29 protein-coding genes are annotated in these 26,142 nt (G+C 68.9%); 17 read left to right on the top strand and 12 right to left on the bottom strand.

Annotated features, from left to right (window positions below; translation table 11 throughout):
* Window positions 1-38: 38 nt before the first annotated feature.
* Window positions 39-275 (bottom strand): hypothetical protein, encoded by a 237-nt coding sequence (locus IEY89_RS10035; RefSeq protein WP_189146976.1) that lies wholly within the window; start codon window positions 273-275, stop codon window positions 39-41.
* 272 nt (window positions 276-547) lie between these two features.
* Between IEY89_RS10035 and IEY89_RS10030 the strand changes: the two genes are divergently transcribed.
* The 3 genes from IEY89_RS10030 (at window position 548) to IEY89_RS10020 (ending at window position 3,998) form a co-directional block, all read left to right on the top strand.
* On the top strand, window positions 548-1,954 hold the full coding sequence (locus IEY89_RS10030; RefSeq protein WP_189146975.1) for a family 2B encapsulin nanocompartment shell protein: 1,407 nt from the start codon (window positions 548-550) through the stop codon (window positions 1,952-1,954).
* A complete protein-coding gene (locus IEY89_RS10025; RefSeq protein WP_373287220.1) occupies window positions 1,951-3,192 on the top strand; it encodes a family 2 encapsulin nanocompartment cargo protein polyprenyl transferase in 1,242 nt (413 codons plus the stop codon). Before IEY89_RS10030 ends, IEY89_RS10025 begins: the two co-directional genes overlap by 4 nt.
* 176 nt (window positions 3,193-3,368) lie before the next feature.
* Window positions 3,369-3,998, top strand: a complete 630-nt coding sequence (locus tag IEY89_RS10020; protein WP_189146973.1) for a GNAT family N-acetyltransferase — start codon at window positions 3,369-3,371, stop codon at window positions 3,996-3,998.
* Here IEY89_RS10020 and IEY89_RS10015 read toward each other — a convergent pair.
* Window positions 3,989-4,597: a TetR/AcrR family transcriptional regulator gene (locus IEY89_RS10015; protein ID WP_189146972.1), complete on the bottom strand. Its 609-nt coding sequence runs from the start codon at window positions 4,595-4,597 to the stop codon at window positions 3,989-3,991. The genes IEY89_RS10020 and IEY89_RS10015 overlap by 10 nt on opposite strands.
* 117 nt (window positions 4,598-4,714) lie before the next feature.
* On the opposite strand from IEY89_RS10015, the gene IEY89_RS10010 reads away from it, so the two are divergent.
* From IEY89_RS10010 to IEY89_RS10000, 3 genes are all read left to right on the top strand, one after another.
* Window positions 4,715-5,299: a dihydrofolate reductase family protein gene (locus IEY89_RS10010; RefSeq protein WP_189146971.1), complete on the top strand. Its 585-nt coding sequence runs from the start codon at window positions 4,715-4,717 to the stop codon at window positions 5,297-5,299.
* Window positions 5,300-5,343: 44 nt separating this feature from the next.
* The gene (locus tag IEY89_RS10005) at window positions 5,344-5,565 is read left to right on the top strand and encodes a hypothetical protein (protein ID WP_189146970.1); all 222 of its coding nucleotides are present in this window, start codon (window positions 5,344-5,346) and stop codon (window positions 5,563-5,565) included.
* Window positions 5,566-5,642: 77 nt separating this feature from the next.
* Window positions 5,643-5,972 (top strand): DUF952 domain-containing protein, encoded by a 330-nt coding sequence (locus tag IEY89_RS10000; RefSeq protein WP_189146969.1) that lies wholly within the window; start codon window positions 5,643-5,645, stop codon window positions 5,970-5,972.
* A 253-nt stretch (window positions 5,973-6,225) separates the two neighbouring features.
* Here the strand turns inward: IEY89_RS10000 and IEY89_RS09995 are convergent, their stop codons facing one another.
* Window positions 6,226-7,005, bottom strand: coding sequence for a VOC family protein (locus IEY89_RS09995; protein ID WP_189146968.1), 780 nt, complete (start codon window positions 7,003-7,005; stop codon window positions 6,226-6,228).
* 107 nt (window positions 7,006-7,112) lie between these two features.
* On the opposite strand from IEY89_RS09995, the gene IEY89_RS09990 reads away from it, so the two are divergent.
* From IEY89_RS09990 to IEY89_RS40510, 4 genes are all read left to right on the top strand, one after another.
* Window positions 7,113-8,267, top strand: coding sequence for an inorganic phosphate transporter (locus tag IEY89_RS09990; protein WP_189146967.1), 1,155 nt, complete (start codon window positions 7,113-7,115; stop codon window positions 8,265-8,267).
* Between the two features lie 16 nt (window positions 8,268-8,283).
* The gene (locus IEY89_RS09985; protein ID WP_189146966.1) at window positions 8,284-8,517 is read left to right on the top strand and encodes a hypothetical protein; all 234 of its coding nucleotides are present in this window, start codon (window positions 8,284-8,286) and stop codon (window positions 8,515-8,517) included.
* A gap of 52 nt (window positions 8,518-8,569) precedes the next feature.
* Window positions 8,570-9,454, top strand: coding sequence for a polyphosphate kinase 2 (gene ppk2 / locus IEY89_RS09980; RefSeq protein ID WP_189146965.1), 885 nt, complete (start codon window positions 8,570-8,572; stop codon window positions 9,452-9,454).
* 85 nt (window positions 9,455-9,539) lie between these two features.
* On the top strand, window positions 9,540-9,803 hold the full coding sequence (locus IEY89_RS40510) for a methyltransferase domain-containing protein (protein ID WP_229695134.1): 264 nt from the start codon (window positions 9,540-9,542) through the stop codon (window positions 9,801-9,803).
* Between the two features lie 231 nt (window positions 9,804-10,034).
* On the opposite strand, the gene sodN is transcribed toward IEY89_RS40510, so the two are convergent.
* On the bottom strand, window positions 10,035-10,430 hold the full coding sequence (gene sodN, locus IEY89_RS09970; RefSeq protein WP_005480378.1) for a superoxide dismutase, Ni: 396 nt from the start codon (window positions 10,428-10,430) through the stop codon (window positions 10,035-10,037).
* A 144-nt stretch (window positions 10,431-10,574) separates the two neighbouring features.
* Here sodN and sodX point away from each other — a divergent pair, with 144 nt between their 5' ends.
* On the top strand, window positions 10,575-11,045 hold the full coding sequence (gene sodX, locus IEY89_RS09965) for a nickel-type superoxide dismutase maturation protease (protein ID WP_189146964.1): 471 nt from the start codon (window positions 10,575-10,577) through the stop codon (window positions 11,043-11,045).
* Here sodX and IEY89_RS09960 read toward each other — a convergent pair.
* On the bottom strand, window positions 10,949-11,596 hold the full coding sequence (locus IEY89_RS09960; protein ID WP_189146963.1) for a CGNR zinc finger domain-containing protein: 648 nt from the start codon (window positions 11,594-11,596) through the stop codon (window positions 10,949-10,951). The genes sodX and IEY89_RS09960 overlap by 97 nt on opposite strands.
* Before the next feature lie 124 nt (window positions 11,597-11,720).
* On the opposite strand from IEY89_RS09960, the gene IEY89_RS09955 reads away from it, so the two are divergent.
* Both IEY89_RS09955 and IEY89_RS09950 read left to right on the top strand, forming a co-directional pair.
* On the top strand, window positions 11,721-12,500 hold the full coding sequence (locus IEY89_RS09955) for a class I SAM-dependent methyltransferase (protein WP_189146962.1): 780 nt from the start codon (window positions 11,721-11,723) through the stop codon (window positions 12,498-12,500).
* 183 nt (window positions 12,501-12,683) lie between these two features.
* The gene (locus IEY89_RS09950) at window positions 12,684-13,118 is read left to right on the top strand and encodes a hypothetical protein (RefSeq protein ID WP_189146961.1); all 435 of its coding nucleotides are present in this window, start codon (window positions 12,684-12,686) and stop codon (window positions 13,116-13,118) included.
* A 60-nt stretch (window positions 13,119-13,178) separates the two neighbouring features.
* Here IEY89_RS09950 and IEY89_RS09945 read toward each other — a convergent pair whose 3' ends face one another.
* The 3 genes from IEY89_RS09945 to IEY89_RS09935 are packed head-to-tail and all read right to left on the bottom strand — an operon-like array spanning window position 13,179 to window position 15,900.
* The gene (locus IEY89_RS09945) at window positions 13,179-13,979 is read right to left on the bottom strand and encodes an amino acid ABC transporter ATP-binding protein (protein ID WP_308437427.1); all 801 of its coding nucleotides are present in this window, start codon (window positions 13,977-13,979) and stop codon (window positions 13,179-13,181) included.
* The gene (locus tag IEY89_RS09940) at window positions 13,976-14,905 is read right to left on the bottom strand and encodes an amino acid ABC transporter permease (protein WP_189146960.1); all 930 of its coding nucleotides are present in this window, start codon (window positions 14,903-14,905) and stop codon (window positions 13,976-13,978) included. The genes IEY89_RS09945 and IEY89_RS09940 overlap by 4 nt, the downstream gene beginning before the upstream one ends.
* A gap of 32 nt (window positions 14,906-14,937) precedes the next feature.
* Complete coding sequence (locus tag IEY89_RS09935) at window positions 14,938-15,900, bottom strand: ABC transporter substrate-binding protein (RefSeq protein ID WP_189146959.1); 963 nt, start codon at window positions 15,898-15,900, stop codon at window positions 14,938-14,940.
* A 683-nt stretch (window positions 15,901-16,583) separates the two neighbouring features.
* Between IEY89_RS09935 and IEY89_RS09930 the strand changes: the two genes are divergently transcribed.
* From IEY89_RS09930 to IEY89_RS09915, 4 genes are all read left to right on the top strand, one after another.
* A complete protein-coding gene (locus IEY89_RS09930) occupies window positions 16,584-17,792 on the top strand; it encodes an NAD(P)-dependent malic enzyme (protein ID WP_189146958.1) in 1,209 nt (402 codons plus the stop codon).
* 306 nt (window positions 17,793-18,098) lie between these two features.
* Window positions 18,099-19,064 (top strand): zinc-binding dehydrogenase, encoded by a 966-nt coding sequence (locus tag IEY89_RS09925; protein WP_189146957.1) that lies wholly within the window; start codon window positions 18,099-18,101, stop codon window positions 19,062-19,064.
* A 192-nt stretch (window positions 19,065-19,256) separates the two neighbouring features.
* Window positions 19,257-19,466, top strand: a complete 210-nt coding sequence (locus tag IEY89_RS09920) for a helix-turn-helix domain-containing protein (protein ID WP_189146956.1) — start codon at window positions 19,257-19,259, stop codon at window positions 19,464-19,466.
* A complete protein-coding gene (locus tag IEY89_RS09915; protein WP_189146955.1) occupies window positions 19,466-20,029 on the top strand; it encodes a Clp protease N-terminal domain-containing protein in 564 nt (187 codons plus the stop codon). Before IEY89_RS09920 ends, IEY89_RS09915 begins: the two co-directional genes overlap by 1 nt.
* A gap of 57 nt (window positions 20,030-20,086) precedes the next feature.
* Here the strand turns inward: IEY89_RS09915 and IEY89_RS09910 are convergent, their stop codons facing one another.
* The 4 genes from IEY89_RS09910 to IEY89_RS09895 all read right to left on the bottom strand — a co-directional run.
* Entirely contained in the window at window positions 20,087-21,199 is a 1,113-nt protein-coding gene (locus IEY89_RS09910) for a helix-turn-helix transcriptional regulator (RefSeq protein ID WP_189146954.1), read from the bottom strand.
* A gap of 1 nt (window position 21,200) precedes the next feature.
* Entirely contained in the window at window positions 21,201-22,085 is an 885-nt protein-coding gene (locus IEY89_RS09905; protein WP_189146953.1) for a DUF4097 family beta strand repeat-containing protein, read from the bottom strand.
* Between the two features lie 161 nt (window positions 22,086-22,246).
* Window positions 22,247-22,429 carry a DUF6104 family protein gene (locus IEY89_RS09900; protein ID WP_019075209.1) on the bottom strand — a complete coding sequence of 61 codons (183 nt, stop codon included), beginning with the start codon at window positions 22,427-22,429 and terminating at the stop codon, window positions 22,247-22,249.
* Between the two features lie 217 nt (window positions 22,430-22,646).
* Window positions 22,647-26,142 (bottom strand): multifunctional oxoglutarate decarboxylase/oxoglutarate dehydrogenase thiamine pyrophosphate-binding subunit/dihydrolipoyllysine-residue succinyltransferase subunit (locus tag IEY89_RS09895; protein WP_189146952.1); only part of this gene is annotated, 3,496 nt, incomplete at its 5' end.

The raw sequence follows: 26,142 nt of genomic DNA, 5'->3' as shown, positions 1-26,142 counted from the left end.
ACGCCGAGAGGGCGACGCCGACCGGGCGGCACCGGCCGTCACTGGTGGTGCAGGAACGAGTCCCCGTTCACCGCGATGTGGCTCTCCAGGGCCTGCAGCGCCCGCTGTGTCGCGTCGGGGGAACCGCTGCCGCGTCGCTCCGCGTAGTACGCCGCGCCCAGTTTCTTGAGCAGGTCGCCGCCGGCCCGCTGCGCCTGTACCTCGTCGAGCTTCTGCTTGCCCTGCGTCAGGCCGCGCTGTGCCTGTTCCTTGGCGCGGTCCAGGAAGCCTGCCATCGGTATCTCCTTGTTCGTTGTCCGTCGACTGTTCAAACGGCCGGCCCGATCTTGAAGTTCCCCGGACGAGGCATTTCTCGTTCGCCGGGTCGAACGATCTGACGAAGAACCCCTTTGTGCCCACTTTGGCGATGATCCATTCCCGCTCATTCGTGTAATAGCACTGACACGTTTGGTGAGGAAGGCTGGGGCGCGCAGGCGTCCGATGCGGAGCACGCCCGAGGGGGGTCGACGCATCGGCGCATTACGCGTTATTGGGAGGGCAGTTCTTTATGTCGGTAGGCGAAGAGATCCGCACGGAGCAGGACAAGCCGCAGCAGAGTCTGGGCACTTCGGCCGCGCGGAACCTGGCCACCACCACCAAATCCGTTCCCCAGATGCAGGAGATCAGCTCGCGCTGGCTGCTGCGGATGCTTCCCTGGGTGAACGTGCAGGGTGGTGCATACCGTGTGAACCGGCGGCTCACCTACTCCGTGGGAGACGGCCGTCTGACGTTCGTGAAGACCGGTGACCGCGTGGAAGTGGTCCCCGCCGAACTGTCCGAGTTGCCGGCGCTGCGGGACTACGAGGACGAGGAGGTGTTCGCGGAGCTCGCCCGGCGTTGCGAGCAGCGGGAGTTCGCGCCCGGATCGGAGATCGCCTCCTTCGGCAGCACGAACGACGAGGTGTTCCTGCTGGCCCACGGCAAGGTCGAGAAGATCGGCACGGGCCCGTACGGGGACGACGCCGAACTCGGCATGCTGGCCGACGGCGCGTACTTCGGCGACCAGGCGCTCCTCGACCCCGATGCCCTGTGGGAGTACACGGCCCGCGCGGTCACCACGTGCATCGTGCTGACACTCTCCCGTCAGCATTTCGAGCAGGTCGCCGAGCGTGCCGACTCACTGCGCGAGCACCTCCGGGCGCTGCGCGCGGTCCCGGAGCAGAGCGCCAACAGGTACGGAGAGAAGGAGATCGACCTCGCGGCCGGTCACCACGGCGAGGCGGACATCCCGCGCACGTTCGTCGACTACGAGGCCAGGCCCCGCGAGTACGAACTGAGCATCGCCCAGACGGTGCTGCGCATCCACTCCCGCGTGGCGGATCTCTACAACCAGCCGATGAACCAGACCGAGCAGCAACTCCGGCTCACAGTCGAGGCACTGAAGGAGCGCCAGGAGCACGAACTCATCAACAACCGGGAGTTCGGGCTGCTCAGCAACTGCGAGTACGACCAGCGGATCCAGCCGCACGACGGCGTACCCAGCCCCGACGACCTGGACGAACTGCTCAGCAGGCGGCGCGGGACCAAGTTTCTGCTCGCGCATCCGCGTGCGATCTCCGCGATCGGCCGTGAGCTGAACAAGCGCGGACTCGTCCCCGAGACGATCGACATGAGCGGCAACCGCATCCCTACCTGGCGCGGTGTGCCGATCTTCCCGTGCAACAAGATCCCGGTCACCGAGGCCCGTACGACCTCGATCATCGCCATGCGTACCGGCGAGGCCGAGCAGGGGGTCATCGGGCTCCAGCAGGCCGGTATCCCGGACGAGATCGAACCCAGTCTGTCCGTGCGGTTCATGGGTATCAACGAGCAGGCGGTCATCAACTACCTGGTGACGGCCTACTACTCGGCGGCCGTCCTGGTGCCGGACGCCCTCGGCGTGATGGAGAACGTCGAGATCGGCCGCTGGCGATGACCCGGGCCCACGGCCCGGCCGAGACCATCGGGACTCTGGATCCGGAGAGGCGGAACCCCATCGGCAGTCCGGCGGAGAGGCCTTCGGAGAGATCACCGGAGTCCGGAGGACGGGAGCGGCCGGCCGTGGGCACGAGGCACGCGAGGCAGGGGGGATCATCCCCCGTACATGTACGGGGGAAAGGGGAGGAGAGGGCGGCGTCCGGCGGGGTGGACGGGCAGGACGCCGCCCTCATCCTGGAGCAGGCCCGGACCATGGTCGATCCCGTGCTGCGCGCGGCGATCGAGTCGCTGCCCGGGTCCATGCGCCGTGTCGCGCTCTACCACTTCGGGTGGGAGCACGCGGACGGCAGCCCGGCGGCGGGCAACGCGGGCAAGGCGATCCGCCCCGCCCTCGTGCTGACCGCCGCCGCGGCACTCGGCGGCAGGCGGGAGGCAGCCTCACGGGCAGCCGCCGCGGTGGAGCTGGTCCACAACTTCACCCTGCTGCACGACGACGTCATGGACCGGGACACCACCCGCAGACACCGGCCCACCGCGTGGACCGTGTTCGGTGACGCCGACGCGATCCTCGCGGGGGACGCCCTGCAGGCCCTGGCTCTGAAGTTGCTCACCGAGGACCCGCACCCGGCGTCCGCCACCGCCGCCGCCCGGCTGGCGTCCTGTGTCATCGAGCTGTGCGAAGGGCAGCACGCGGACACGGCCATGGAGAAACGGGGCCCCGGCGAGGTCACCCTCGACGAGTGTCTCGCCATGGCCGAGGCCAAGACGGGCGCGCTGCTCGGCTGCGCCTGCGCCCTCGGGGCGCTGTACGCGGGCGGGTCGGCCGAGGACGTCGAAGCGATGGACGCGTTCGGCCGGGAGGCCGGGCTCGCCTTTCAGCTCATCGACGACGTGATCGGGATATGGGGTGACCCGAGCCGCACCGGCAAGCCGGCCGGGGCGGATCTGGTCGCCCGCAAGAAGTCCCTGCCCGTGGTGGCCGCACTGGCCTCCGGCACACCGGCGGCCACCGAACTGGCCGAGTTGTACGCGGTTCCGTACGACGAGGCGCAGGAAGGGGCGCTGGAGCGGACGGTGCTCGCGGTCGAGCGGGCGGGCGGCCGGGACTGGGCGCAGCTCCAGGCGGCCGACCGGATGGCCCGCGCGATACACGAACTGTCCCGCGCGGTTCCCGACCCGGAGGCAGCCGGTGGTCTCCTGTCCCTTGCCGAGTTCGTGACCCGCCGCACCACTTGAGGCCCCGGAGCCACCTGCGGCGGGGCGTACGGCCCTGACTCCGTGCGTCCCACCGCAGCGCTCCGGCCGGGCGGGTCCCGCACATCCCCACGGTGTGCGGGCCCCGCCGCACACCCCGCACCCGTTAGGCTCAACCGCCGTACGATCAACGGCGGTTGAGACAAAAGGGGCAGGTCATGGGCGTGGCGATACGTACGGCGGGCGAGGGCGACCGGGAAGTGGTCGTCCGACTGCTCGACGGGGCGTTCCAGGACGATCCGGTGAGCAGCTGGGTCTTCCCGGACCCGGCGCACCGCCGTGCGACGCATCCCAGACTGATGGCCGCCTTCCTCGACATCGTGCTCGCCGAGGGCCGCGTCGACCTCGCCGAGGACGGCACGGCCTGCGCACTCTGGCTGTCCGTCCCCGCCGACGCCCACCCGGAGACCCCCACGACCCCCGAGAACGAGGGGGACGCGGAACAGGGCGACGACGCCGCCCAGCTGCGCGAGGCCGTCGATCCCGACAACGAGCGCGTCGAACTGATCGGGCGGCTCACGGCCGGGATACACCCCTCCGGGCGCGCTCACGAATACCTGTGGATGATCGGCGTCGCACCGGACAGCCAGGGCCGGGGGCTGGGTACCGCCCTCGTCCAGCAGGTCCTCGACCGCTGCGACCGGGAGGGAGTGGCCGCCTATCTGGAGGCCAGCAACGCCCGTAGCCGCATGCTGTACGAGCGCCTCGGCTTCGACCTCCTCGGCCAGCCCCTCGACCTCCCGGACGGCCCTCGGATGTGGCCCATGTGGCGCGAGCCTCAGGCCTGATCCCCACTTGCCGCCTCCGGTACGACGGCCGCCACGATCCGTTCCACCAGCCCCTCCGGGACGGTGACTCCCGGCAGCACGCCGTCCAGCACGCCCGGCAGCGTCAGATGTTCCAGCAGCAGCCCGAGCATCGCGAGATAGAGCACGGCGACCGTCTCGTCGCCGCCGGGCAGCCCGGCCGCGCGGTGGAACTCCATGCCCTCTTCCAGGTCGCCGCGTACCGACCTGGTGTACGAGGCGCGCAGTTCGGGACGCCGGGTGGCTTCGAGGCGCATCTCCAGGAGGGCCAGGTACCCCGTGCGGTCGCGGGTGGCCCGGTCCATCAGGTCGTGCATGAAGGCCACGACGAGTGAGCGGTCCCTGGGCAGTTCCAGCAGCCCGGCCAGCACCTCGGGGTCGGGCGCGAGCCGCTCGTGCAGCCGGGCGTCGATCTGCCGCAGCAGGTCGTCGCGCCCGGTGAAGTAGTTCGAGACGGTACCGATGGGTACGTCGGCCTCCGCGTCCACCGCCCGGAAGGTCAGCCCGCGTGCCCCCTCACGCGCCAGCACCTCGGCCCCGGCATCGACGAGACCTGCCCTGCGCTCCGGATTCCTGACCACCGGAACCTCCTTACCGACTGCCGAACCATCCGATAATCCCTTGCAACCACTCCAGGTGAAGCACTATAAGTGAAGTTGTTCGATCCCACACGGCACCCCCTGCGGAAAGAGAACAGCTTGCGCAAGCTCACCTACTTCGTCGCCTGCTCGATCGACGGCTTCATCGGGGACGAGAGCGGCGACGCCGCCTTCATGTATCCCTTCGTCGACGAGCAGTTCCTGGAGTTCCTGAAGACCGAGTACCCCGAGACCCTCTCGACCGGAGGCCGCCGCGCACTCGGCCTCGACGACCTGCCGGGTCGCCGCTTCGACACGGTCGTCCAGGGCCGGGCCAGTTACGAGGTGGCCCTGAAGGAGGGCATCACCAGCCCGTACGCACATCTGCGCGAGTACGTCGCCTCGCGCACCCTGGCGGAGTCGCCCGACCCGCACGTCGAGATCATCGCCGCGGATCTGGTCGCCAAGGTCCGCGAACTCAAGGCGGAGGACGGCGAGCTGGGCATCTATCTGTGCGGCGGCTCACGGATCGCGGGCGAACTGATCGACGAGATCGACGAGCTCGTCATCAAGACGTACCCGATCGTCCTCGGCACCGGCATGCCGATGTTCGGCACCGGCTTCGACGTCTCGGAGTTCGTCCTCGGCGAGGTGCGCCCGTTCGGGAACGGCGTCCTCGTGCGGACGTACAGCAGAAAGCCCTGAACCGGCGGGGAGCGCTCGGGCCGCTCCCGCAATACCCTGAAGGCATGGGCAGAGACGAGCACGACTGTCCCGTCTGCGGGCAGCGTGTGACCACGGTGGTGCGCCGGTACAAGACCCTGGGCGCATGGGTGCCGAAGTGGGTCGCCGGGCCGTGCCGGAACACCGAGTGCGAGGCGTACGCCGATCCGGCGGCGGAGACCGCGGCCGGACCGGGACCGGGACCGAGATCGGGAGCGAAGGGCGGGCCCGCCCCGGGGAACCCCTGAATCCGGGCGCCGAGACGTGCCGGGCGCCCCGACCGGCCGGGGTACGCGCGGCACGGCCGGGCCCGTAGGTTGGGTCCATGTCCGAACCGCACGTACTCCACATCACCGAACGGGCCCTCTGGGACGCGGCCCGCGAGCGAGGCGCGTACGAGATGTCGACGCGTGGCCGCACCCTCCGGGAGGAGGGCTTCATCCACTGCTCGACCCGCGCCCAGCTCCCGGTCGTGGCGGCCTTCCTGTACGGCTCCTACGACGGCCCGGACGATCTGGTGGTGCTGGTCGTGGACCCCGCTCGGCTGGACGTGCCCCTGAGGTACGAGGCCCCGAAGCCGGGCGGCGAGGAGTACCCGCACGTTTACGGACCGATCCCGGTGGCCGCCGTGATCGATGTCGAGGCGTGGGGGTGAGCCGCGGGGCGTGGCGGCGGGCCGTGCTCGTGTGGATGGCCGCCGTGGCGGTCGGGGGCGGGCTCACGGTGTGACTGCGGGACTCGGCGGAGCCGCCGTCGGCGCAGGGCCGGTACGGGACGGGCGTCAGCGATCCGGCGCCGCTCCTGCGGCAGGACACGGAGGACGTGTGCCCGAAGACGCCGGAGGGTTCCCCGGAGCCGGCGCCGGAGGCCATTCCGACGGCCGTGGCGTGCGCGTCCGCGATCGTTCCTCAGCGGGGTTGTCCGCCCGTCGCCTTCGGCAGCCCGCCCGTCTCGGGGTCGCGGCCGGTGAGGCAGTACGTGCCGCCCGCCGGGTCGCGCATGACCGTCCAGTGGGCGTGCCGGGCGACGACCGTGGCCCCCAGTCGCTCGTGGCGGACGCGGGTCGCCCCGATGTCGGCGCAGGCCAGGTCCGGATGGGCGGAGGCGCTGGGCCGGTCGGTGCCGAGACGCTGGAGGAGGACGCGGACCGGGAGGCCCGCCGGGTGCCTGAGGACGTGGAACTCCGGGAGTGAGCCGGCCAGGGAGTCCCAGGCGGTGAGCCGCTCCCAGAAGGCGACTTCCGTGCCGTAGGCGCCGGGCGGGATGTCGATGGCCACCTGGTCGAGGCGGCTGCCGTCCACCACGGGGGGCCGGACCGCCTCCCCGTGCCAGGGCACGGCACAGAACAACTGCCCGGCGGGGGACCGCAGCACGGCCCAGCCGGTGTGCGCGCCCACGACCGTCGCCCCGAGCGACGACGCCGATCCGACGAAGGCGTCGACGTCCTCGACGGCGAAGTCGAGATGGGCGCCTCCGCCCCCGGAGTCCACCCCCTGCACCTTGACGCAGGCGTCGCCCGCGCCCGGCAACAGGGTCACGAACTCGCCCTGCTCACCCCGGGTTTCGGACATCCGCGTGTCCGTGACAGCGGTCCAGAACGTCTGGGCGGCGCCGAGAAGGCCGACGGGCCGGTCGACGAAGGCGTAGGTCCAGCGGATGCCGCTCTCGGTGCCGATGCCGTTGCTCATGACGTGATCGTAAGGTGGCGGTCGTCCACGTCACCTGCGCTTTTTCCAGGAACAGGCTTTGCCCGCCGTTCGTCGCGAGTACGCCTGCGCTTGCTTCCATCGAACACATGGACCACATCACGTTCCTGGTCGCGGTCGTCATCGTGACGGCCCTGGCCTTCGACTTCACCAACGGGTTCCACGACACGGCGAACGCGATGGCCACCTCCATCGCCACCGGCGCCCTGAAACCGAGAACAGCGGTCCTGATCGCCGGAGTCCTCAACATCGTCGGCGCGTTCCTGTCCACCGAGGTCGCGAAGACGATCTCCGGCGGCATCGTCGACGACACGCTCGTCACCCCGGGGATGATCTTCGCGGGGCTGGTCGGGGCGATTCTGTGGAACCTGCTCACCTGGCTGGTGGGGTTGCCGTCCAGTTCCTCGCACGCCCTGTTCGGCGGGCTGATCGGCGCGGTGTGGGTGGGCGCGGGCGCCGAGGGTGTGCACTTCACCAAGGTCGTCGAGAAGGTGCTGATCCCGGCGCTGGCCTCGCCGCTGGTGGCCGGAATCGCGGCCCTGATCGCCACCTACCTCGCGTACAGGCTCACGGCCCGCGCCCGCACGGACTCGGTGACCAAGGGGTTCCGGGCCGGTCAGATCGCCTCCGCCTCTCTCGTCTCCCTCGCGCACGGCACGAACGACGCGCAGAAGACCATGGGCATCATCACCCTGACCCTGATCTCCGCCGGCGCGCTCGGCCACGACGCCGGTCCGCCGGTGTGGGTCATCGCCTCGGCGGGGCTCGCCATCGGCCTCGGCACCTATCTGGGCGGCTGGCGGATCATCCGGACCATGGGGAAGGGCCTGACCGAGATCCAGTCGCCGCAGGGCTTCGCCGCCGAGACGGCGTCCACGGCCGTCATCCTCACCTCCGCCCACCTCGGCTTCGCCCTGTCCACCACCCAGGTGGCCTCGGGCAGCATCCTGGGCGCGGGCCTGGGCCGGCAGCTGGCGGAGGTGCGCTGGGGTGTCGCGGGCCGCATGGTCATGGCGTGGCTGATCACCCTGCCCGCCGCGGCACTGGTCGGCGGGGTCTCCGCGGGCGCGGTCAGGTACGGCGGAAACTTCGGCACCGTGGTCGTCGCGCTGGTCGCCGTCGCGGTCACGGCGGGCATCGTCCTCGCCGCGCGCCGTAACCCGGTGGGCGCGCACAACGTCAACGACACCCACGAGGTCAGCATCAAGCCGACGGCGCCGACGACCGTCGGCACGGCCGCGTGAGCGAGGGAGAACCCACATGAAGCTGGACTGGACCGCACTGGGCCAGGTCGCGGCGGTGAGCCTCGGGGCCACCGTCGCCGTGGTCGTCGTGTTCGCCTTCGGCGTCCTTGGACTCGCCCGGGTCGAGGGTGCGCGCGAGAATGACGGAGGTACCCACACGCTCGGGTTCGCCCAGGCGGGGCTGTGCTTCCTGGCATGTGCGGCCGTGGTCGCGTACGGCATCCATCTGATCGTGCCGCAGTTCCACTGACCGCTGCTGATCGCCATTGACCGCTGATGTTGATGCCAAGGAGGCCGACCGTATGACTCCCCTGATGTCCGGGCTGAAGGTCGACTACAGCGACCTCGACGAACCCGTCCTCGTCCGGCCGGACGGCACGCCGGTCGAGACCTGGCGGGAGAACTACCCGTACCCCGAGCGCATGGAGCGCAGGGAGTACGACCTGCACAAGCGGCTCCAGCAGATCGAACTGCTGAAGCTGCAGAGCTGGATCAAGCAGACCGGCCGCCGGCTGGTCGTCGTCTTCGAGGGCCGGGACGCGGCCGGGAAAGGCGGCACGATCAAGCGCTTCACGGAGCACCTCAACCCGCGCGGCGCCCGCGTGGTGGCCCTGGAGAAACCCACCGAGCGCGAACGCGGCCAGTGGTACTTCCAGCGGTACGTCCAACACCTCCCGACCGCAGGCGAGATAGTCCTCTTCGACCGCTCCTGGTACAACCGGGCCGGCGTGGAACGGGTCATGGGTTTCTGCACGGACGACGAGTACCGCCGCTTCACCCGCCAGGCCCCGCTGTTCGAGCGCATGCTCGTCGACGACGGTGTCGACCTGATCAAGTTCTGGTTCTCGGTCTCCCAGGGCGAGCAGCGCACGCGTTTCACGATCCGCCAGGTCGACCCCGTACGGCAGTGGAAGCTGAGCCCCATGGACCTGGCCTCCCTGGACCGCTGGGACGACTACACGGCCGCCAAGGTCGCCATGTTCCGTGCGACGGACACCGAACAGGCCCCCTGGACGGTGGTGAAGAGCAACGACAAGAAGCGGGCGCGGGTGGAGGCGATGCGCAGCGTCCTGGCCCGCTTCGACTACACGGGCAAGGACGAGGAGGTCGTCGGCAGCCCGGACCCGAGCATCGTGGGCTCGGCGGTGAACCTGCTGGAGGCAGGGGAGGACGACCACGGCATGTGAACGCCGCCCCACCCGCACCCCGGAGCCGCTGACGTCGTCGAGCAGGTGGGCGGTTGCGGGGGAGGGAGTGCGGGGGAAGGGGTGAGTGGTCGACGCCGGCTGCGGCAACGGGAAGTACGTCCAGCGGCTGTGCGAGGGCCGGCCCGACCTGTTCCGGCTGTGCCCGGACAACGCGCCCGGCTTCCTCGCCGGAGTCCCCGGCCCGGTCGCCGTGGCGGATGTCACGCGACTGCCGCCGCCCAGGGGGAGCGTGGACGCGGCTCTGGCGCTGCACAGGCCGTACTTCGTGCCCGATGTCCCGCGGGCGGTGCGGGAGTTGTCCCGCGCGGTCGCCCGGACGGGGTGGTGATCGCCTCGGCCAGCGGCGACCGGGACAAGGCCGAACTGAGTTCGTCGTCGCGTACCTGGTGCCCTGGAGCGTGCCCGTGGCGTCGTCACCGACCCGATCGCGCGCGAGGGGAAGTCCGAGGTCGACTGCCGGGCGGGGACCATCGTCCGTAGGCGTCGGGCGGGCCGACGCGGCCAGGGACAGGGAAAAGGGCCGGTCAGCCTGCGACCGGCCCTTCGAAGAAGGCGTGCATCAGGCCTTCTTCGTCTCCCAGAAGATCTTGTCGATCTGGGCGATGTAGTCCAGCGCCTTCTGGCCCGTCGCCGGGTCCGTGGACGCCTTGGCGGCCGAGAGGGCCTTCAGGGCGTCGTTGACCAGCTGGTGCAGCTCCGGGTACTTCTCGAAGTGCGGCGGCTTGAAGTAGTCGCTCCACAGAACCGAAACGTGGTGCTTGGCGAGCTCTGCGCGCTGCTCCTTGATGACGGTGGCGCGCGCCTGGAAGTGCGGGTCGTCGTTGGCGGCCATCTTGTCCTGCACGGCCTTCACCGACTCCGCCTCAATGCGGGCCTGGGCCGGGTCGTACACACCGCAGGGCAGGTCGCAGTGAGCGCTGACCTTGACCTTGGGGGCAAACAGGCGGGAAAGCATGGAGCGTTCCTTCCTCGTGATCGTCTTCTCAGGTTGGACATTACTCCCTGAGAGAAGGCTTTTCGCGAGTGCCCCCATGGGCTTAGGACAAAAGTAGGGGGTCAGACTGGGACTGGTGGAGGATGGAACCGGGGAGGTGCCGGGATGCCGGAGCTGTCGCAGGAGAGCGAACACGGAAGCGAACAGGGAAGCGAGCACGGGAGCGAGCGCCGAGGGGTCGCGAAGCACTTCGGATGGGTCGCCGTGACCGGACCGTCCATGGTGCCCACGCTGTATCCCGGCGACTTTCTCGTGGTGCGGTACGGGAACCGGGTGAGGGTCGGCGACATCGTCGTCCTGCGTCATCCGTTCCAGCAGGACCTACTGGTCGTCAAACGGGCCGCGGAGCGCCGCGAGGGCGGTTGGTGGGTGCTCGGGGACAACTCCTTCGCCGGCGGCGACAGCACCGACTACGGCACCGTGCCGCACGATCTGATCCTCGGCAGGGTCCGGTTCCGGTACCGGCCGCTCAAGCCCGGTCAGCGCTCGCCGGTGACGCTGCTGCGCTGGGCGGTGTCGGCCGCCAGGCCCGTCTTCTCGGACCGGTCCGCCTCCAGGCGCTTGCGGGCGCGGTAGGCGGCCACGTTGGCCCGGGTCGCGCAGCGGTCGGAGCAGTAGCGCCGGGAGCGGTTCGTCGAGGTGTCGAGGTAGGCGTTGCGGCAGGGCGGTGCCTCGCACAGGCCGAGGCGGTCCACGCCGTACTCGGTGAGGTGGAAGGCCAGGCCCATGGCGGCGATGGCCGCGTAGCCCGCCGTCGCGTTCGACGGGTGGTCGGCGAGGTGCATGTGCCACAGCGGGCGGCCGTCGTCGTCCCGGCCCCTCCTTTCGTCGGACGCGGTGTGCCCGGAGATCTGCGGGCTCACCGGGAACTCCAGCAGGAGCGAGTTCAGCAGGTCCACGGAGAGCGTCTCGTCCCCCGTGTCCGCCGCTTCGAAGACCGCGCGCAGGCGGGCCCGTACGGAGCGGAACCGGGTCACGTCGGCGTCGGCGGCGCGGCGGGCGGCCTGCTGGTTGGCGCCGAAGAGATCGCGGACGGCGTCGATCGAGGTCAGCGAGTCCTTTCCGCGGGCCGGTTCCTCGGTGTTGACGAGGCGCACGGCGTAGTCCGAGTAATAGGCCAGTTCCACTTGTAGTCCTTACGAGGGCGCTCTATGGTCGTGGATGCGAGGAAGTAACGGCTGATATTGCTTCCAGGGTATTACGCATGCGGGTGAAGCGGGCGAGTGAGCGACCGACGCGGAGGGGTTTTCCATGACCACCACTACGGGCACCACCGGGACGAACGCCGGCACCGACTGGAACGCCTGGCAGACGAGCTGGGACCGGCAGCAGGAGTGGTACATGCCGGACCGTGAGGAACGGTTCCGGGTCATGCTCGACATGGTCGAGGCCCTCGTCGGCCCCGCCCCGCGCGTGCTCGACCTCGCGTGCGGCACGGGAAGTATCACGTCCCGGCTGCTCGACCGGTTCCCGCAGGCCGCCAGCGTCGGTGTCGACCTCGACCCGGCGCTCCTCGCCATCGCCGAGGGCACCTTCGCGGGAGACGACCGCGTCACCTTCGTCACGGCCGACCTCAAGGACCCGCGGTGGGCGAGCGGGCTGCCGCACGACTCGTACGACGCCGTTCTGACCGCCACCGCCCTGCACTGGCTGCACAGCGAACCCCTCGCGGACCTCTACGGCCGGATCGCGGAGCTCGTCCGCGACGGCGGTCTGTTCATGAACGCGGACCACATGATCGACGACAGCACGCCCCGGATCAACGCGGCGGAGCGCGCACTGCGCCACGCACGTATGGATCAGGCCAAACACGACGGCGCCGTCGACTGGGCGGAATGGTGGCGGCTCGCCGCCCAGGACCCCGTCCTCGCCGGGCCGACCGCCCGCCGCTTCGAGATCTATGGTGAGCACGCCGAGGGCGACACGCCCTCCGCCGGGTGGCACGCGCGTGTGCTGCGCGAGAAGGGGTTCACGGAGGCCCGTCCCGTGTGGTGCTCACCCTCGGACACGCTGTTGCTCGCGCTGAGGTGATGGAATTCCGGTCGTTTCGGATGGGTTCGGCGGGTTTATCGTTCGGTTCTCGGAAAGTGAGCCGGATTTTCCGGAACAGGCTCAATTTTCCCTCAGATTTCGAATGGGTTCCTTGACACGCCCAGGATTGCTCCACAAGATCTTCTCCAGAACATCTTGTGTGAAACGGGGAGTGAGCCGTAAATGAAGCAAATTTCTGTGCGCGCGCGTAGGTCGCTGACCGCGGTAGGCACTGCAGCTATCGCTGCGGGGATGGTTTTGACCGCTACCACTCCGGCCTCTGCGACGGTGACGAAGTTTTGCACCCTGGCCTTCGCCAAGGCCGGATATGCGTGTTTCTACTCTTCTGACGACCGGGTAGAGGTGCTCGACAACTTTGCCGATGGGCTTCGGTCGGTCGTTGTCTGGTATGTGGCGGACAACGGGAACCACAACAAGATTCTGGACAGGGGCGAGTGCCACAACGCCAAGGGCGCCGGCAAGACGGTCACCTGTGACTACGATTTCCCTGAAGGCCGACAGATCTTCATCAACTTTGCGGTGGTGGCCAGGGACGGAGCCAATGGTGCCAACCAGCACCCGTCCAATGCCATCATCGGATATGTCTCCGGCAAGTAGGATCGGTCGAGCTTGACAGGAAAGGGCGCACCGGAGGAAATCCGGTGCGCCCTTTCCTGTTCAGAGAACCTTCGACAGGAACGCCTGCGTCCGTTCGTGCCGCGGGTTTGTTAGCACTTCTCTCGGATGGCCGGCCTCGACCACCACACCGTCGTCCATGAACACGAGAGAGTCGCCGACCTCGCGGGCGAAGCCCATCTCGTGTGTGACGACGATCATCGTCATGCCGTCCTCGGCAAGGTCCCGCATGACGTCGAGGACCTCACCGACGAGCTCGGGGTCGAGAGCCGAGGTCGGTTCATCGAAGAGCATCAGCTTGGGCTCCATCGCCAGCGCGCGGGCGATGGCGACCCGTTGTTGCTGACCGCCGGAGAGCTGGGCAGGGTAGTGACTCTTCCGATCGCCGAGCCCCACACGGTCCAGCAGCTGCTGAGCCCGCTCCCGGGCTACAGCCTTGGACTCGCGCTTGACCTGGACCGGCGCTTCCATGACGTTCTCCAGAGCCGTCATGTGAGGGAAGAGATTGAAGCGCTGGAACACCATGCCGATGTCCCGTCGCTGCGCAGCGACTTCACGCTCCTTCAGCTCGTAGAGCTTGTCGCCCTTCTGCCGGTAACCCACCAGCTCGCCATCGACGGACAGACGGCCGGCGCTGATCTTCTCCAGGTGGTTGATGCATCGCAGGAATGTTGATTTACCGGAGCCGGACGGGCCGATCAGGCAGAACACCTCACGCGCATTCACCTCCAGATCGATGCCCTTGAGAATGTGGGCAAGACCGAAGGATTTATGTACGCCTTCGGCCTTCACCATGGGGTGCCCGCTCGTGGGCTTGCCAAGGCTCTTGCTGATGCCGCTCATCGGGCCACCTCCGGACGGCGGAAAGAACCGAATAGTCGGAGGTTCTTCCTCAGACGCTGGAGTGGGGTCGGTGGCAGGTTGCGCGACGATCCACGTGCGTAGCGCCGTTCAAGGTAGTACTGGCCGACGCTGAACACGCTGGTCAGGATCAGGTACCAGATCGATGCCACGAAATATAGCTCGACGACCGCGAGCGAAGTGCTGGAGATGTCCGTGGATCGCTTGATGAGTTCGTTGAACTGGACCGCATAGGCGAGCGACGAGGTCTTCAGCATGTTGATGAACTCGTTGCCCGTCGGTGGCACGATCACCCGCATCGCCTGGGGGAGGATCACGCGACGCAGAGTCTTGCCCTGGGTCATGCCCAGGGCATGCGACGCTTCTGTCTGTCCTTCGTCCACCGACTGGATGCCCGCCCGGACGATCTCGGACATGTACGCGGCCTCGTTGAGGCCGAGCCCCAGCAACGCTGCCAGGAACGGCGTCATCACCTGGTTCATCTCGTCCTTGTAGAACCCCAGGTTGAGGACGGGGAACACGAGCGCGATGTTGTACCAGAGGAGGAGCTGGACCAGCACGGGCGTGCCACGGAAGAACCAGACATAGAACCAGGCCACGGTGCTCGTGACGGGGTTCGACGACATCCGCATCACCGCGAGAACCACACCCAGGACGAGTCCGAGGAGCATGGCGAGGACGGAGATGTACAGCGTGTGCCATACGCCGGAGAGGATGGTCCCGTCCGTGACGTAGTCCGGGATGATGCTGTAGTTGATCTTCGCGTTGGAGAAGGCGATCCCGATCATCACCAGCAGCGCGACGACCGCCACACCAGCACCCCAGCGGCCGTAGTGGCGTACGGGGATGGCCTTGATCTGCTCCGGAGGCAGTGAGGGCGCCGGAGCCTTGTCGACAGTGTCAGTCACGGTGACTGCCCTTCAGTGTTGCGCCGGGCAGATCAGGAGCCACCGTTGACCTTGGACTCGGTCACCGCGCCGTCCACGACGTTCCACTTCTCAAGGATCTTCGCGTACTCGCCGTTCTTGATGATCGCGGCCATTGCCGCCTGGAGGGCATCTCGCAGCTCGGCGTTGTCCTTGCTGACGCCGATGCCGTACGGGCCTGCCTCGATCTGATCGCCGATGACCTCGAAGTCGTTGCCGCCGCCTGAGGTCTTCGCGTTGTAGGCGGCAACCGGGAAGTCGTTGAGGTCGGCGACCGAGGCGCCCTGCTTGAGGCGCAGCAGCGCCTCGGGGTCGGTGTCGAAGGTCTGCAGGTCGATGGCCTTCTTGCCGTCCGTCTTGCACTTCGCGCTCTGTGTCTTGGCGATGCCCTCGGACGTGGTGCCCTTCTGCAGGGCTACGACCTTGCCGCACAGGTCGTCCAGGGACTTGATGCCCTTCGGGTTGCCCTTCTGGACCAGGATCGAGGTGCCGGCGGTGAAGTAGTCGACGAAGTCGATACCGTCGCCGACCTTCTTGCCGGTGTCCGAGTCGACGCCGTTCTGACGGTCCTTCGTGTCGTTCATCGCAGACATGACCACGTTGAACCGCTTGGACTGCAGACCGACGATGAGCTGGTCGAACTTTCCGTTCTGGAACTCGAACTTCACGCCCAGCTGCTTGCCGAGAGCGGCTGCGATGTCCGGGTCGATGCCGGCGGCTTTGCCGTCGACCATGTACTCGACGGGCGGGTACGCGATGTCGGAGCCCACCTTGACGACGCCTGCGTTCCGGATGCTCGCGGGAAGCTTGTCGGCGAGCGGCGCCGTCGAGGACGGAGAGCTGGAGCTGCTGTCGTTGCCCTTGTCTGTCTGGTCACCGCATCCGGTGAGCAGCAGGGCGCCCGCGACCGCGATCGCACCGACCGCGGCTAGCCGGTTGTGCGCTGCGGTCGTACGAAGGGTGGAGCGTGCGGTCATGGTGGGTTCCTCCGGCGGATGGATGGTGAGCCATTGGGGCCGGCGTCCGCCCAGGGGGCGGACGATGCCGGCGGGTCGGTCGACTGGTGCACACATCTTTGAGTGTCGCGACCTTGTGTGATTACGGCATCTTGCCATTCGGACGGAGGCATTCAGACGACCGGCCATGTCAAAATCGGATAACGGGTGACCCCCGTGGAGCGTCAGGTCGGCGCATGAGAGCCGGAGCTTCCCGGATCTTCTACGGGAATCAACCGTTCCGCCCGGAGGATCTTCGGTGTATCTCGCCAGGTGAGCGGCTGTTGCATCCGTACGCCCGGCCGCGCGAGAGCTTTGGCCGGACTCGGGGCGCGACTCGTCGCCCGACAAGGGTCCCGATCCGGTGCCCGGTTCGTTCGTCGACTCGCTTCTCGATTTGATCGATCATGCCCGGGTATGTGGTCATGTGTGGTGATGAGTCATGTCGCCCACGTGTGACCTTCGCGTTATGGGGTCGTCGCCGGTGTCCTCCGTCCGGTAAGAAGGTTCTTTACACCCCTCATCAGGGGCTCAGGGCGCGTGTGCGGCGCGCCCGTCGCGTTCGTGCCCGTGCGCATCACTCACCGGGGCCTTGCGCGGTGCCCGCCCACCCCTCACCAGGAGTGGCCACCCTCAAACCGTGAAGACCTAAGGGGTACAACAAAGTGGCAGCGGAGATCGTCAATCCTCGCAGCGACATCGAAACCGACAGTGATGCCGGTGAGTTCGACCCGGTGTTCGCCCTGCACCGGGGCGGCAAGATGGCCGTGCAGGCCACCGTGCCGATCCGTGACAAGGACGACCTGTCCCTCGCGTACACACCTGGTGTGGCCCGGGTGTGCACCGCCATCGCCGAGCAGCCCGACCTCGTCAACGACTACACCTGGAAGTCGTCCGTCGTCGCGGTCGTGACGGACGGTACGGCGGTCCTCGGACTCGGGGACATCGGCCCCGAGGCCTCCCTCCCGGTGATGGAGGGCAAGGCGATCCTGTTCAAGCAGTTCGGTGGCGTGGACGCGGTCCCGATCGCGTTGGCCTGCACGGGTGTGGACGAGATCATCGAGACGGTGGTCCGGCTTGCGCCGTCCTTTGGCGGGGTCAATCTGGAGGACATCTCGGCACCGCGGTGCTTCGAGATCGAGCGGCGGCTCCAGGAGCAGCTGGACATCCCCGTCTTCCACGACGACCAGCACGGCACGGCGATCGTCACGCTGGCGGCCCTGCGTAACGCGGCGCGGCTCACCGGGCGGGAGCTCGGGGAGCTGCGTGGGGTGATCTCGGGCGCGGGTGCGGCGGGCGTCGCCATCGCGAAGTTCCTTCTTGAGGCGGGGCTCGGCGATGTCGCCGTCGCCGACCGCAAGGGCATCGTCTCGGCAGACCGGGACGACCTCACGCCGGTCAAGCGCGAGCTGGCCGAGCTCACGAACAGGGCCGGACTGACGGGGTCGCTGGAGAGCGCCCTGGCGGGCGCCGACGTCTTCATCGGAGTCTCCGGCGGTACGGTCCCGGAGGCGGCGGTGGCCTCGATGGCCAAGGGCGCGTTCGTGTTCGCGATGGCCAACCCTGACCCCGAGGTGCACCCCGATGTGGCGCACAGGTACGCGGCGGTCGTCGCGACCGGGCGCTCGGACTTCCCCAACCAGATCAACAACGTGCTGGCGTTCCCGGGGATCTTCGCGGGGGCGTTGCAGGTGCGGGCCTCGCGGATCACTGAGGGGATGAAGATCGCGGCGGCTGACGCGCTCGCGGCTGTCGTCGGTGAGGATCTGGCCGCGGACTACGTGATTCCGTCGCCGTTCGACTCGCGGGTCGCTCCGGCGGTGACCGCGGCGGTCGCTGCGGCGGCTCGGGCGGAGGGTGTCGCTCGGCGCTGAGCTTTGGCTTTGGGTGGCCCCGCCGGTTGCGGCGGGGCCATTTTTCTCGCCCTACCCGCCCCGTCCCTGGGGGCTGTGCCCCCAGACCCCCCTTCGCGCTGAACGCGCTCGTCCTCAAACGCCGGACGGGCTGGTTGGTTCAGCCTCTCCGGCGTTTGAGGAGCGGGGGTTCGGGGGCAGCGCCCCCGATGGGGGTCCCCCCTCTGGGGGAGGGCCGGGTAGGGGCGGCGGGGGTGAAATCAACAGGGCGTGTGTCACAGCGTCACCTCGTTCCCCCGGCCCGCCCCGACCCCTATCGTCAAGGTCATGTTCGCTGCCTACGCCGCCCGTATCGACCCCGACCACCCGCTCGACGGACTGGAGTTGGGCGACCGCCCAGCCCCCGGAGAGCGCCCCGGCTGGACGACGGTCGACGTCAGGGCCGCCTCGCTCAACCACCACGACCTCTGGTCCCTGCGCGGGGTCGGACTCCCCGAGGACCGCCTGCCGATGATCCTCGGCTGCGACGCGGCCGGCGTCGACGCGGACGGCAACGAGGTCGTCCTGCACTCCGTCATCGGCCAGACGGGTCACGGCGTCGGCCCCAAGGAGCCCCGTTCCATCCTCACCGAGCGCTACCAGGGCACTTTCGCCGAGCAGGTCGCCGTACCGGCGTGGAACGTCCTGCCCAAGCCCAAGGAGCTCTCCTTCGCGGAGGCCGCCTGTCTGCCCACGGCCTGGCTGACGGCGTACCGCATGCTCTTCACCAACGCGGGAGTCCGCCCCGGCGACTCGGTGCTCGTGCAGGGCGCCGGCGGTGGTGTCGCGACCGCCGCGATCGTGCTCGGCAAGGCCGCGGGCCTGCGGGTGTTCGCCACCAGCCGGGACGAGGCCAAGCGGAAGCGGGCGGTGGAGCTGGGTGCTGTCGAGGCGGTGGAGTCCGGAGCACGGCTGCCGCAGCGCGTGGACGCCGTGATCGAGACGGTCGGGGCGGCCACCTGGTCGCACTCGGTCAAGTCGCTGCGGCCCGGCGGCACGCTCGTCATCTCGGGCGCCACCAGCGGCGACCGCCCTTCGCACGCCGAACTGACCCGCATCTTCTTCCTCGAACTCAAGGTCGTCGGTTCCACGATGGGCACGAAGGACGAGCTGGAGGACCTGCTGTCGTTCTGCGCCACCACCGGCGTGCGGCCCGTCATCGACGAGGTGCTCCCACTGGACCGGGCCCGCGAGGGCTTCGAACGCCTTGAGTCCGGCGACCTGTTCGGCAAGATCGTCCTCACCACCTCCTGATCAGCACCTCCTGGTCACCGCCTCCTGACCAGCGCCTCCTGTCATCACGTCCTGAACATCGTGTTCCGATCACCGTCACGCGCGTCTTCCTGCGGCGGGCCCGGGTTTCCGGGTCCGCCGCTCGTGCGTGCGCGGCACTCTCCGCGTCAACTAGGGTTGACAGTGTCGGTGATGTCAACCTAAGTTGACGTCATGACCGAAGCAACAGATCTCGCCGAGCGCGCGGGTGACCGCGATCCGCGGATCGGGCTGCGGGCCGTCTCCGCGCTGCGGAAGCTGGTCGAGCAGTTGGAGTCCGTGCAGGTGCGCAGTGCGCGCAATCAGGGCTGGTCGTGGCAGGAGATCGCCGCGGAACTCGGTGTCAGCAGGCAGGCCGTGCACAAGAAACACGGGAGGCATTGATGTTCGAACGGTTCACGAGCGATGCACGCGACGTCGTGCGGGGTGCCGCCGAGCACTCCGAACGCGTCGGCAGCCGGTCCGTCGACGCCGAGCACCTGCTGCTCGCGCTGCTCGACCGCGAGGCCAGTCGAGGCTCCTTCGCGCTTGCCTCGCTCGGACTCGCCGACCGGAAGGAGTCAGTGCGGGCAGCTCTGGCCGACGCCCGGCGCCGCGCCGGGCTGTCCCAGGCCGAGGCCGACGCCCTCGCCGGGCTCGGAATCGACGTCTCCGACATCGTCTCCCGGATCGAGGAGGTGCACGGCGTCGGTGCGATGTCCGGCGATCGCAAGGACAAGGGGTGGTGGTCGGGGCGCCGCACCTTCAGCCGGGACGCCAAGGAGGTGCTGGAGAGGTGTCTGCGCATCGCCCTGGCCCACCGGGAGCGCCGTATCGGCGACGAGCACATCCTCCTCGCCCTCACGGCCCGCCCCGGCGTACCGGCGGAGGTCCTCGCCGATCAGGGAGTCACGTACGAGGCCCTGAGCCGTGTGCTGTACGGCGGGGGTGAGGCCAGGGCGGGCTGAGGCGGCGGGCCGGGACGGTGTTCGGCGCGGGGTACCGTGTCTCGGCCGCGTCCCCCTTCACATCTTGGGGGCCCGCAGCGTCGCCTCCACCAGTGCCGCCGCCGCGGACAAGTGGCTGCGGATCTCGTGGAGTTGGGGTTCCGTGACGCTGTGATCGCGGGCCGTGTCGCGGATGCCGTCCCGGAAGCGGTCGAGGAGGCGGTCCAGGTCGCGGGCCGGGTCGCCGGTGGAGTCCTCGTGGGCCCAGGACGGTTCGTAGCCGGCCGGGAAGTCCGGGGGAGTGTCCGTGTACTGCGGGCGCTCCGGTTCCGGTGCCGTGGCGGTCGTGGTGGAGCCGGGGCGGGGGAAGCCGAAGTCCTTGCCCAGGCCCTGGCCGATGTCCTTGCCGAGGTTCTTGCCGAAGTCCTTCCCGAACTCGCCGAACTCCTTGGCCAGTTCGGTCAGGCCCTCCCGGACCCCCGTCGGCCAGTCGCCCCGGCTGAAGTGGTCCTGGACCTGTTCCTGGACGCGCCTGGCGATGCGCTGGACCTCCTCCTGGGCCTGGGCGCGGGCATGGTCCTGGGCCTCCTTGGCCTGGCGCCTGGCCCGCTGGGCCTCCTCGCGGGCCCGGCGGCTCTCGTCCTTCGCGCGCCGGGCCTGCTCCTTCCACTCCTGCTTGGCGCGCCGCATCTCCTCCTTGGCGGCACGCCACGCCTCCTTGTCGCCGCCGTCCGTGTGATCCCCGTGCTCACCGTGGTCCCCGTGTTCCCCGAACGGGGCGTTCGGCGCGGCTCCGGGGGCTCTGCGGGCCGCGCTCGCCGCCGCGCGCACCTCCCGGCGCAGATCGCCCGCCGCGCCCCGGACGTCGGCCCGGATCTCGGCGGCGAGTTCGGCGACCGAGTCGCGGATCTCCAGCTCCAGGTCGGCCAACTCGCCGCTGCGGTCGGCCAGTTCGGCACGGCCCGCGTCCGTGATGGCGTACACCTTGCGGCCACCCTCGGTGGTGTGCGTGACCAGACCCTCGGTCTGCAACTTGGCCAGGCGGGGGTACACGGTGCCCGCCGACGGCGCGTACAGCCCCTGGAAGCGCTCCTCCAGGAGGCGGATCACCTCGTAGCCGTGGCGGGGGGCCTCGTCCAGCAGCTTCAGCAGGTAGAGGCGCAGGCGGCCGTGGGCGAAGACGGGAGGCATGTCAGAGCACCTTCTTGTTCGTCGTACCGGAAGTGTCCTCGGGGGTGGAGTCGGCCGGTTCGTCCTCCCGCTGGGGGCGGCGGAGCAGGGCGATCGAGCCGGAGACCGTCGTCGCCCGGAGCTTGCCCGTGCCGGCGCCGAGGCGGCCGGTGACGCGGTGGGCGCCCCACTGGCCGTGGACGCGGAGGTCGTCGAAGGCGTTCGAGATCCTTCCGCTCGCCGTGTTCGCCTCCACCTCGGCGTCCGCCGGATGCGGGAGGCGGATGGCGATCTCGCCCGAGACGTTCGTCAGCTGCACGTCCGTCGGGCCCTCCGGGTCGAGGTCGACGATCATGGAGCCGCTCACCGACTCGGCACGCACGGAGGGTCCGGAGCCCTCGACCACGGTGAGGTCGCCGGAGACGGAGTTGAAGCGCAGGTCGCCCGTGACCGCCTGGGCCTCCAGGCTGCCCGAGACCGTGTCCGCGCGGACGGGCCCGGAGAGGCCGACGAGAGTCGTGTCGCCGGTGACGCCCTTCACCACCGTCGGCCCGTCGACCCCCGAGACGACCGCGGCGGCGCCGACCACGCCCACCTCGACGCGTGCGCCGGCCGGGACGGTCAGGGACACCACCGCGGTGCGGCGCCAGCTCTTGCGGTCAAGCCACTTGAGGAAGTTCTGCCAGGGCAGGTCCTCGTACGCCACCGTCAGGACGCCGTCCTCCTGGGTCACCACCAGGGGTGGGCCCTCGATCTCGGAGACCTCCAGACGGGCGGAGGGCTCGTCCGTGCCCACCACGTTCACCGTGCCGTTGACGATGCGTACGTGCAGGTCCGTGATCGGCTCGGCGAAGGCGAGGTTGCCGGGTTCTTTGACGGACCACTCGGACGCGGATGTGGTGGACATGGTGCGGACCCCCTTGGTGAACGGACGGGCTGACGAACGGCGGGCCGACGACCGGGTACGTCACGACACGCCATATCGCGTCTTCCGTTATTCACGATATATCGCGGTCGCGGAAAGTCAAGACACCCGGACCGGAGCCGCTCGCCGCGCCTGCCCACGCGCTACTCGTCGTCGTCCTCGTCGTCCAGCCGGGCCAGCCAGGTCGCCAGGCGCTCCACCGGGACCTCGAAGTCCGGGTTCAGGTCGACGAACGTCCGCAGCTGCTCGGCGAGCCACTCGAAGGTGACCTCCTCCTCACCGCGCCTCTTCTCCAGTTCTTCGATGCCTCGGTCGGTGAAGTACACGGTTGTTCTCCTGGGGACTGCTGCTGGGATTGCCGGGACTTGGTGGTGAGGACTGTGACCGGGGCCGGGCCGGGGCCGGGGCCGCCGGTCGTACCCCTCCAGGTTATGTGCACGTATCGGGGGCCCTGACGACAAAGAACCCGGCACCGGATCTCTCCGGTGCCGGGCACTCGTGCGTCGACCCTGTTCGGCAGAGCCGCTGGGAGCCGCTTGAGGCTTACGCCTCGAACACCTCACGTACCAGCTGCTCCTGCTCCGCCTGGTGACGCTTCGCCGAACCCACCGCCGGGGACGAGCCCGCCGGACGCGAGATGCGCCGCAGACGCTCGCCGTGCGGGATGTCCGCGCCGACCGCGAGGTCCAGGTGGTCGATCAGGTTGAGGGCGATGAAGGGCCACGCGCCCTGGTTCGCCGGCTCCTCCTGCGCCCACAGGTACTTCTCGGCGTTCGGGTACTTGGCGATCTCCGCCTGGAGTTCCGCACCCGGGAGCGGGTACAGGCGCTCGATGCGGATGATCGCCGTGTCCGTGGTGCCGCGCTTCTTCCGCTCGGCCTCAAGGTCGTAGTACAGCTTGCCGGCGCAGAAGACGACCTTGCGGACGTCGGCCGCGGCGGCGGACTCGTCGCCGATGACCGGGCGGAAGGCGCCCGTGGTGAACTCCTCCGTCTTCGAGGCCGCCGCCTTCAGGCGCAGCATCGACTTCGGGGTGAAGACCACCAGCGGCTTGTGGTGCGGGTTGTGCACCTGCCACCGCAGGAGGTGGAAGTAGTTCGACGGCAGCGTCGGCTGAGCGACCGTCATGTTGTTCTGGGCACACAGCTGGAGGAACCGCTCGATGCGCGCGGACGAGTGGTCCGGGCCCTGGCCCTCGTAGCCGTGGGGGAGGAGCAGGGTGACGCCGGACGTCTGGCCCCACTTCTGTTCCGCGGCCGAGATGTACTCGTCCACCACCGTCTGCGCGCCGTTGACGAAGTCGCCGAACTGCGCCTCCCACATCACGAGCGCGTCGGGGCGGGCCAGCGAGTAGCCGTACTCGAAGCCCATGACCGCGTACTCGGAGAGCAGGGAGTCGTAGACGTTCAGGCGGGCCTGGTCGTCCGACAGGTGCAGGAGCGGGGTGAAGTCCTCGCCGGTGACCCGGTCGATCAGGACCGCGTGACGCTGGCCGAAGGTGCCACGCCGGGAGTCCTGGCCCGAGAGGCGCACCGGGGTGCCCTCCAGGAGCAGGGAGCCGATCGCGAGCGTCTCGCCCATGCCCCAGTCGATCGTGTCGTCCTCGATCATCGCCGCCCGGCGCTGCAACTGCGGGATCAGCCGCGGGTGGACCGTGACGTTGTCGGGGATGTTGACCTGGGACTCGGCGATGCGCTTGACGACCTCCTGGGAGACCGCGGTCTGGACGGCCACCGGGAACTCGGCCCGGGGGTCGCCGGCATGGGCCTCGGCCGGCGCGGAGATGGCCTCGCGGACCTCCGTGAAGACCTTCTCCAACTGGCCCTGGAAGTCCTGCAGCGCCTGTTCGGCTTCCTCCAGGGTGATGTCGCCGCGACCGATGAGGGACTCGGTGTAGAGCTTGCGCACCGAGCGCTTCTTGTCGATCAGGTCGTACATCAGGGGCTGGGTGAACGCCGGGTTGTCGGACTCGTTGTGTCCACGGCGGCGGTAGCAGATGAGGTCGATGACGACGTCCTTGTTGAACGCCTGGCGGAACTCGAAGGCCAGGCGAGCGACGCGGACGACGGCCTCGGGGTCGTCGCCGTTCACATGGAAGATCGGCGCCTCGATCATGCGGGCGACGTCGGTCGCGTACATGGAGGAACGCGAGGACTCGGGCGCCGCGGTGAAGCCGACCTGGTTGTTGATGACGATGTGGACCGTGCCGCCGGTGCGGTAGCCGCGCAGCTGGGACATGTTGAGCGTCTCGGCCACCACGCCCTGGCCCGCGAAGGCCGCGTCACCGTGCAGGGCGACCGGCAGGACCGTGAAGTCCGTGCCGCCCTTGTTGATGATGTCCTGCTTGGCGCGGGCGATGCCCTCGATGACCGGGTCGACCGTCTCCAGGTGGGACGGGTTGGCGGCCAGCGAGACGTTGATCTGCTCGCCGTCCAGGCCCGTGAACACGCCCTGGGCGCCCAGGTGGTACTTCACGTCGCCGGAGCCGTGCATCGACTTGGGGTCGAGGTTGCCCTCGAACTCCCGGAAGATCTGGGCGTACGACTTGCCGACGATGTTCGCGAGCACGTTCAGACGGCCGCGGTGGGCCATGCCGATGACGACCTCGTCGAGGCGCGACTCGGCAGCCGAGTCGATCACGGCGTCCAGCAGCGGGATGACGGACTCGCCGCCCTCCAGCGAGAAGCGCTTCTGGCCGACGTACTTGGTCTGCAGGAAGGTCTCGAAGGCCTCCGCCGCGTTCAGCTGGCGCAGGATGCGCAGCTGCTCCTCGCGCTCCGGCTTGCTGTGCGGGCGCTCGATGCGGTCCTGGATCCACTTGCGCTGCCTGGGATCCTGGATGTGCATGAACTCGACGCCGGTGGTGCGGCAGTACGAGTCGCGGAGCACGCCGAGGATGTCGCGCAGCTTCATCAGGGACTTGCCCGAGAAGCCGCCGACGGCGAACTCGCGCTCCAGGTCCCAGAGGGTGAGTCCGTGCTCGGTGATGTCCAGGTCGGGGTGCTTGCGCTGGCGGTACTCCAGCGGGTCGGTGTCGGCCATGACGTGGCCGCGGACCCGGTAGGAGTGGATCAGCTCGAAGACGCGGGCGGGCTTGGTGACGTCGTCGTCGTGCGAGGCGTCGATGTCCTTGAGCCAGCGGACCGGCTCGTAGGGGATGCGCAGCGCCTCGAAGATCTCGTCGTAGAAGCCGGCCTCGCCGAGCAGGTAGTTCGCGACGACGCGCAGGAACTCGCCGGAGGCGGCGCCCTGGATGACCCGGTGGTCGTAGGTCGACGTGAGCGTCATGACCTTGGAGATGCCGAGCTTGTTCAGGGTGTCCTGGGAGGTGCCCTGGAACTCCGCCGGGTAGTCCATGGAACCGACGCCCATGATGACCGACTGACCGGGCATCAGGCGCGGGACCGAGTGGACGGTGCCGAGGCCGCCGGGGTTGGTCAGGGAGACCGTGACACCGGTGAAGTCGTCCATCGTCAGCTTGCCCTCGCGGGCGCGGCGGACGATGTCCTCGTAGGCCTGCCAGAACTCGAAGAAGTTCAGCGTCTCGGCCTTCTTGATGCCGGCCACGACGAGCTGGCGGTCGCCGTTGGGCTTCACCAGGTCGATGGCCAGGCCGAAGTTGACGTGCGCCGGCTTGACCAGGGTCGGCTTGCCGTCCTTCTCCGCGAAGGAGTAGTTCATCGACGGCATGGCCTTGATGGCCTGCACCATCGCGTAGCCGATGAGGTGGGTGAAGGAGATCTTCCCGCCCCGGGCACGCTTCAGGTGGTTGTTGATGACGATGCGGTTGTCGAAGAGCAGCTTCACCGGGACCGCGCGCACGGACGTGGCCGTGGGCACCTCGATCGAGGCGTTCATGTTCTTCGCCACAGCCGCGGACGGGCCGCGCAGCGTCACGAACTCGGGACCGTCGACGGCGCCGGCGGCGGGCTCGGCCGCGGGAGCGGCCTTCGGCTTGGCGGCGGCCGGCTTGGCCGCCGCTGCGGCGGGCTTCGCGGCCGGAGCGGCCGAGGTGGGCCGGGGAGCGGGCGCCGGAGCC

It is taken from the genome of Streptomyces lacrimifluminis, assembly GCF_014646095.1.
In the GTDB taxonomy this organism is placed as follows: Bacteria; Actinomycetota; Actinomycetes; order Streptomycetales; family Streptomycetaceae; genus Streptomyces; species Streptomyces lacrimifluminis.
The sequence above is the reverse complement of the archived record's forward strand: the minus strand, read 5'-3'. Positions and strand labels throughout refer to the sequence as shown.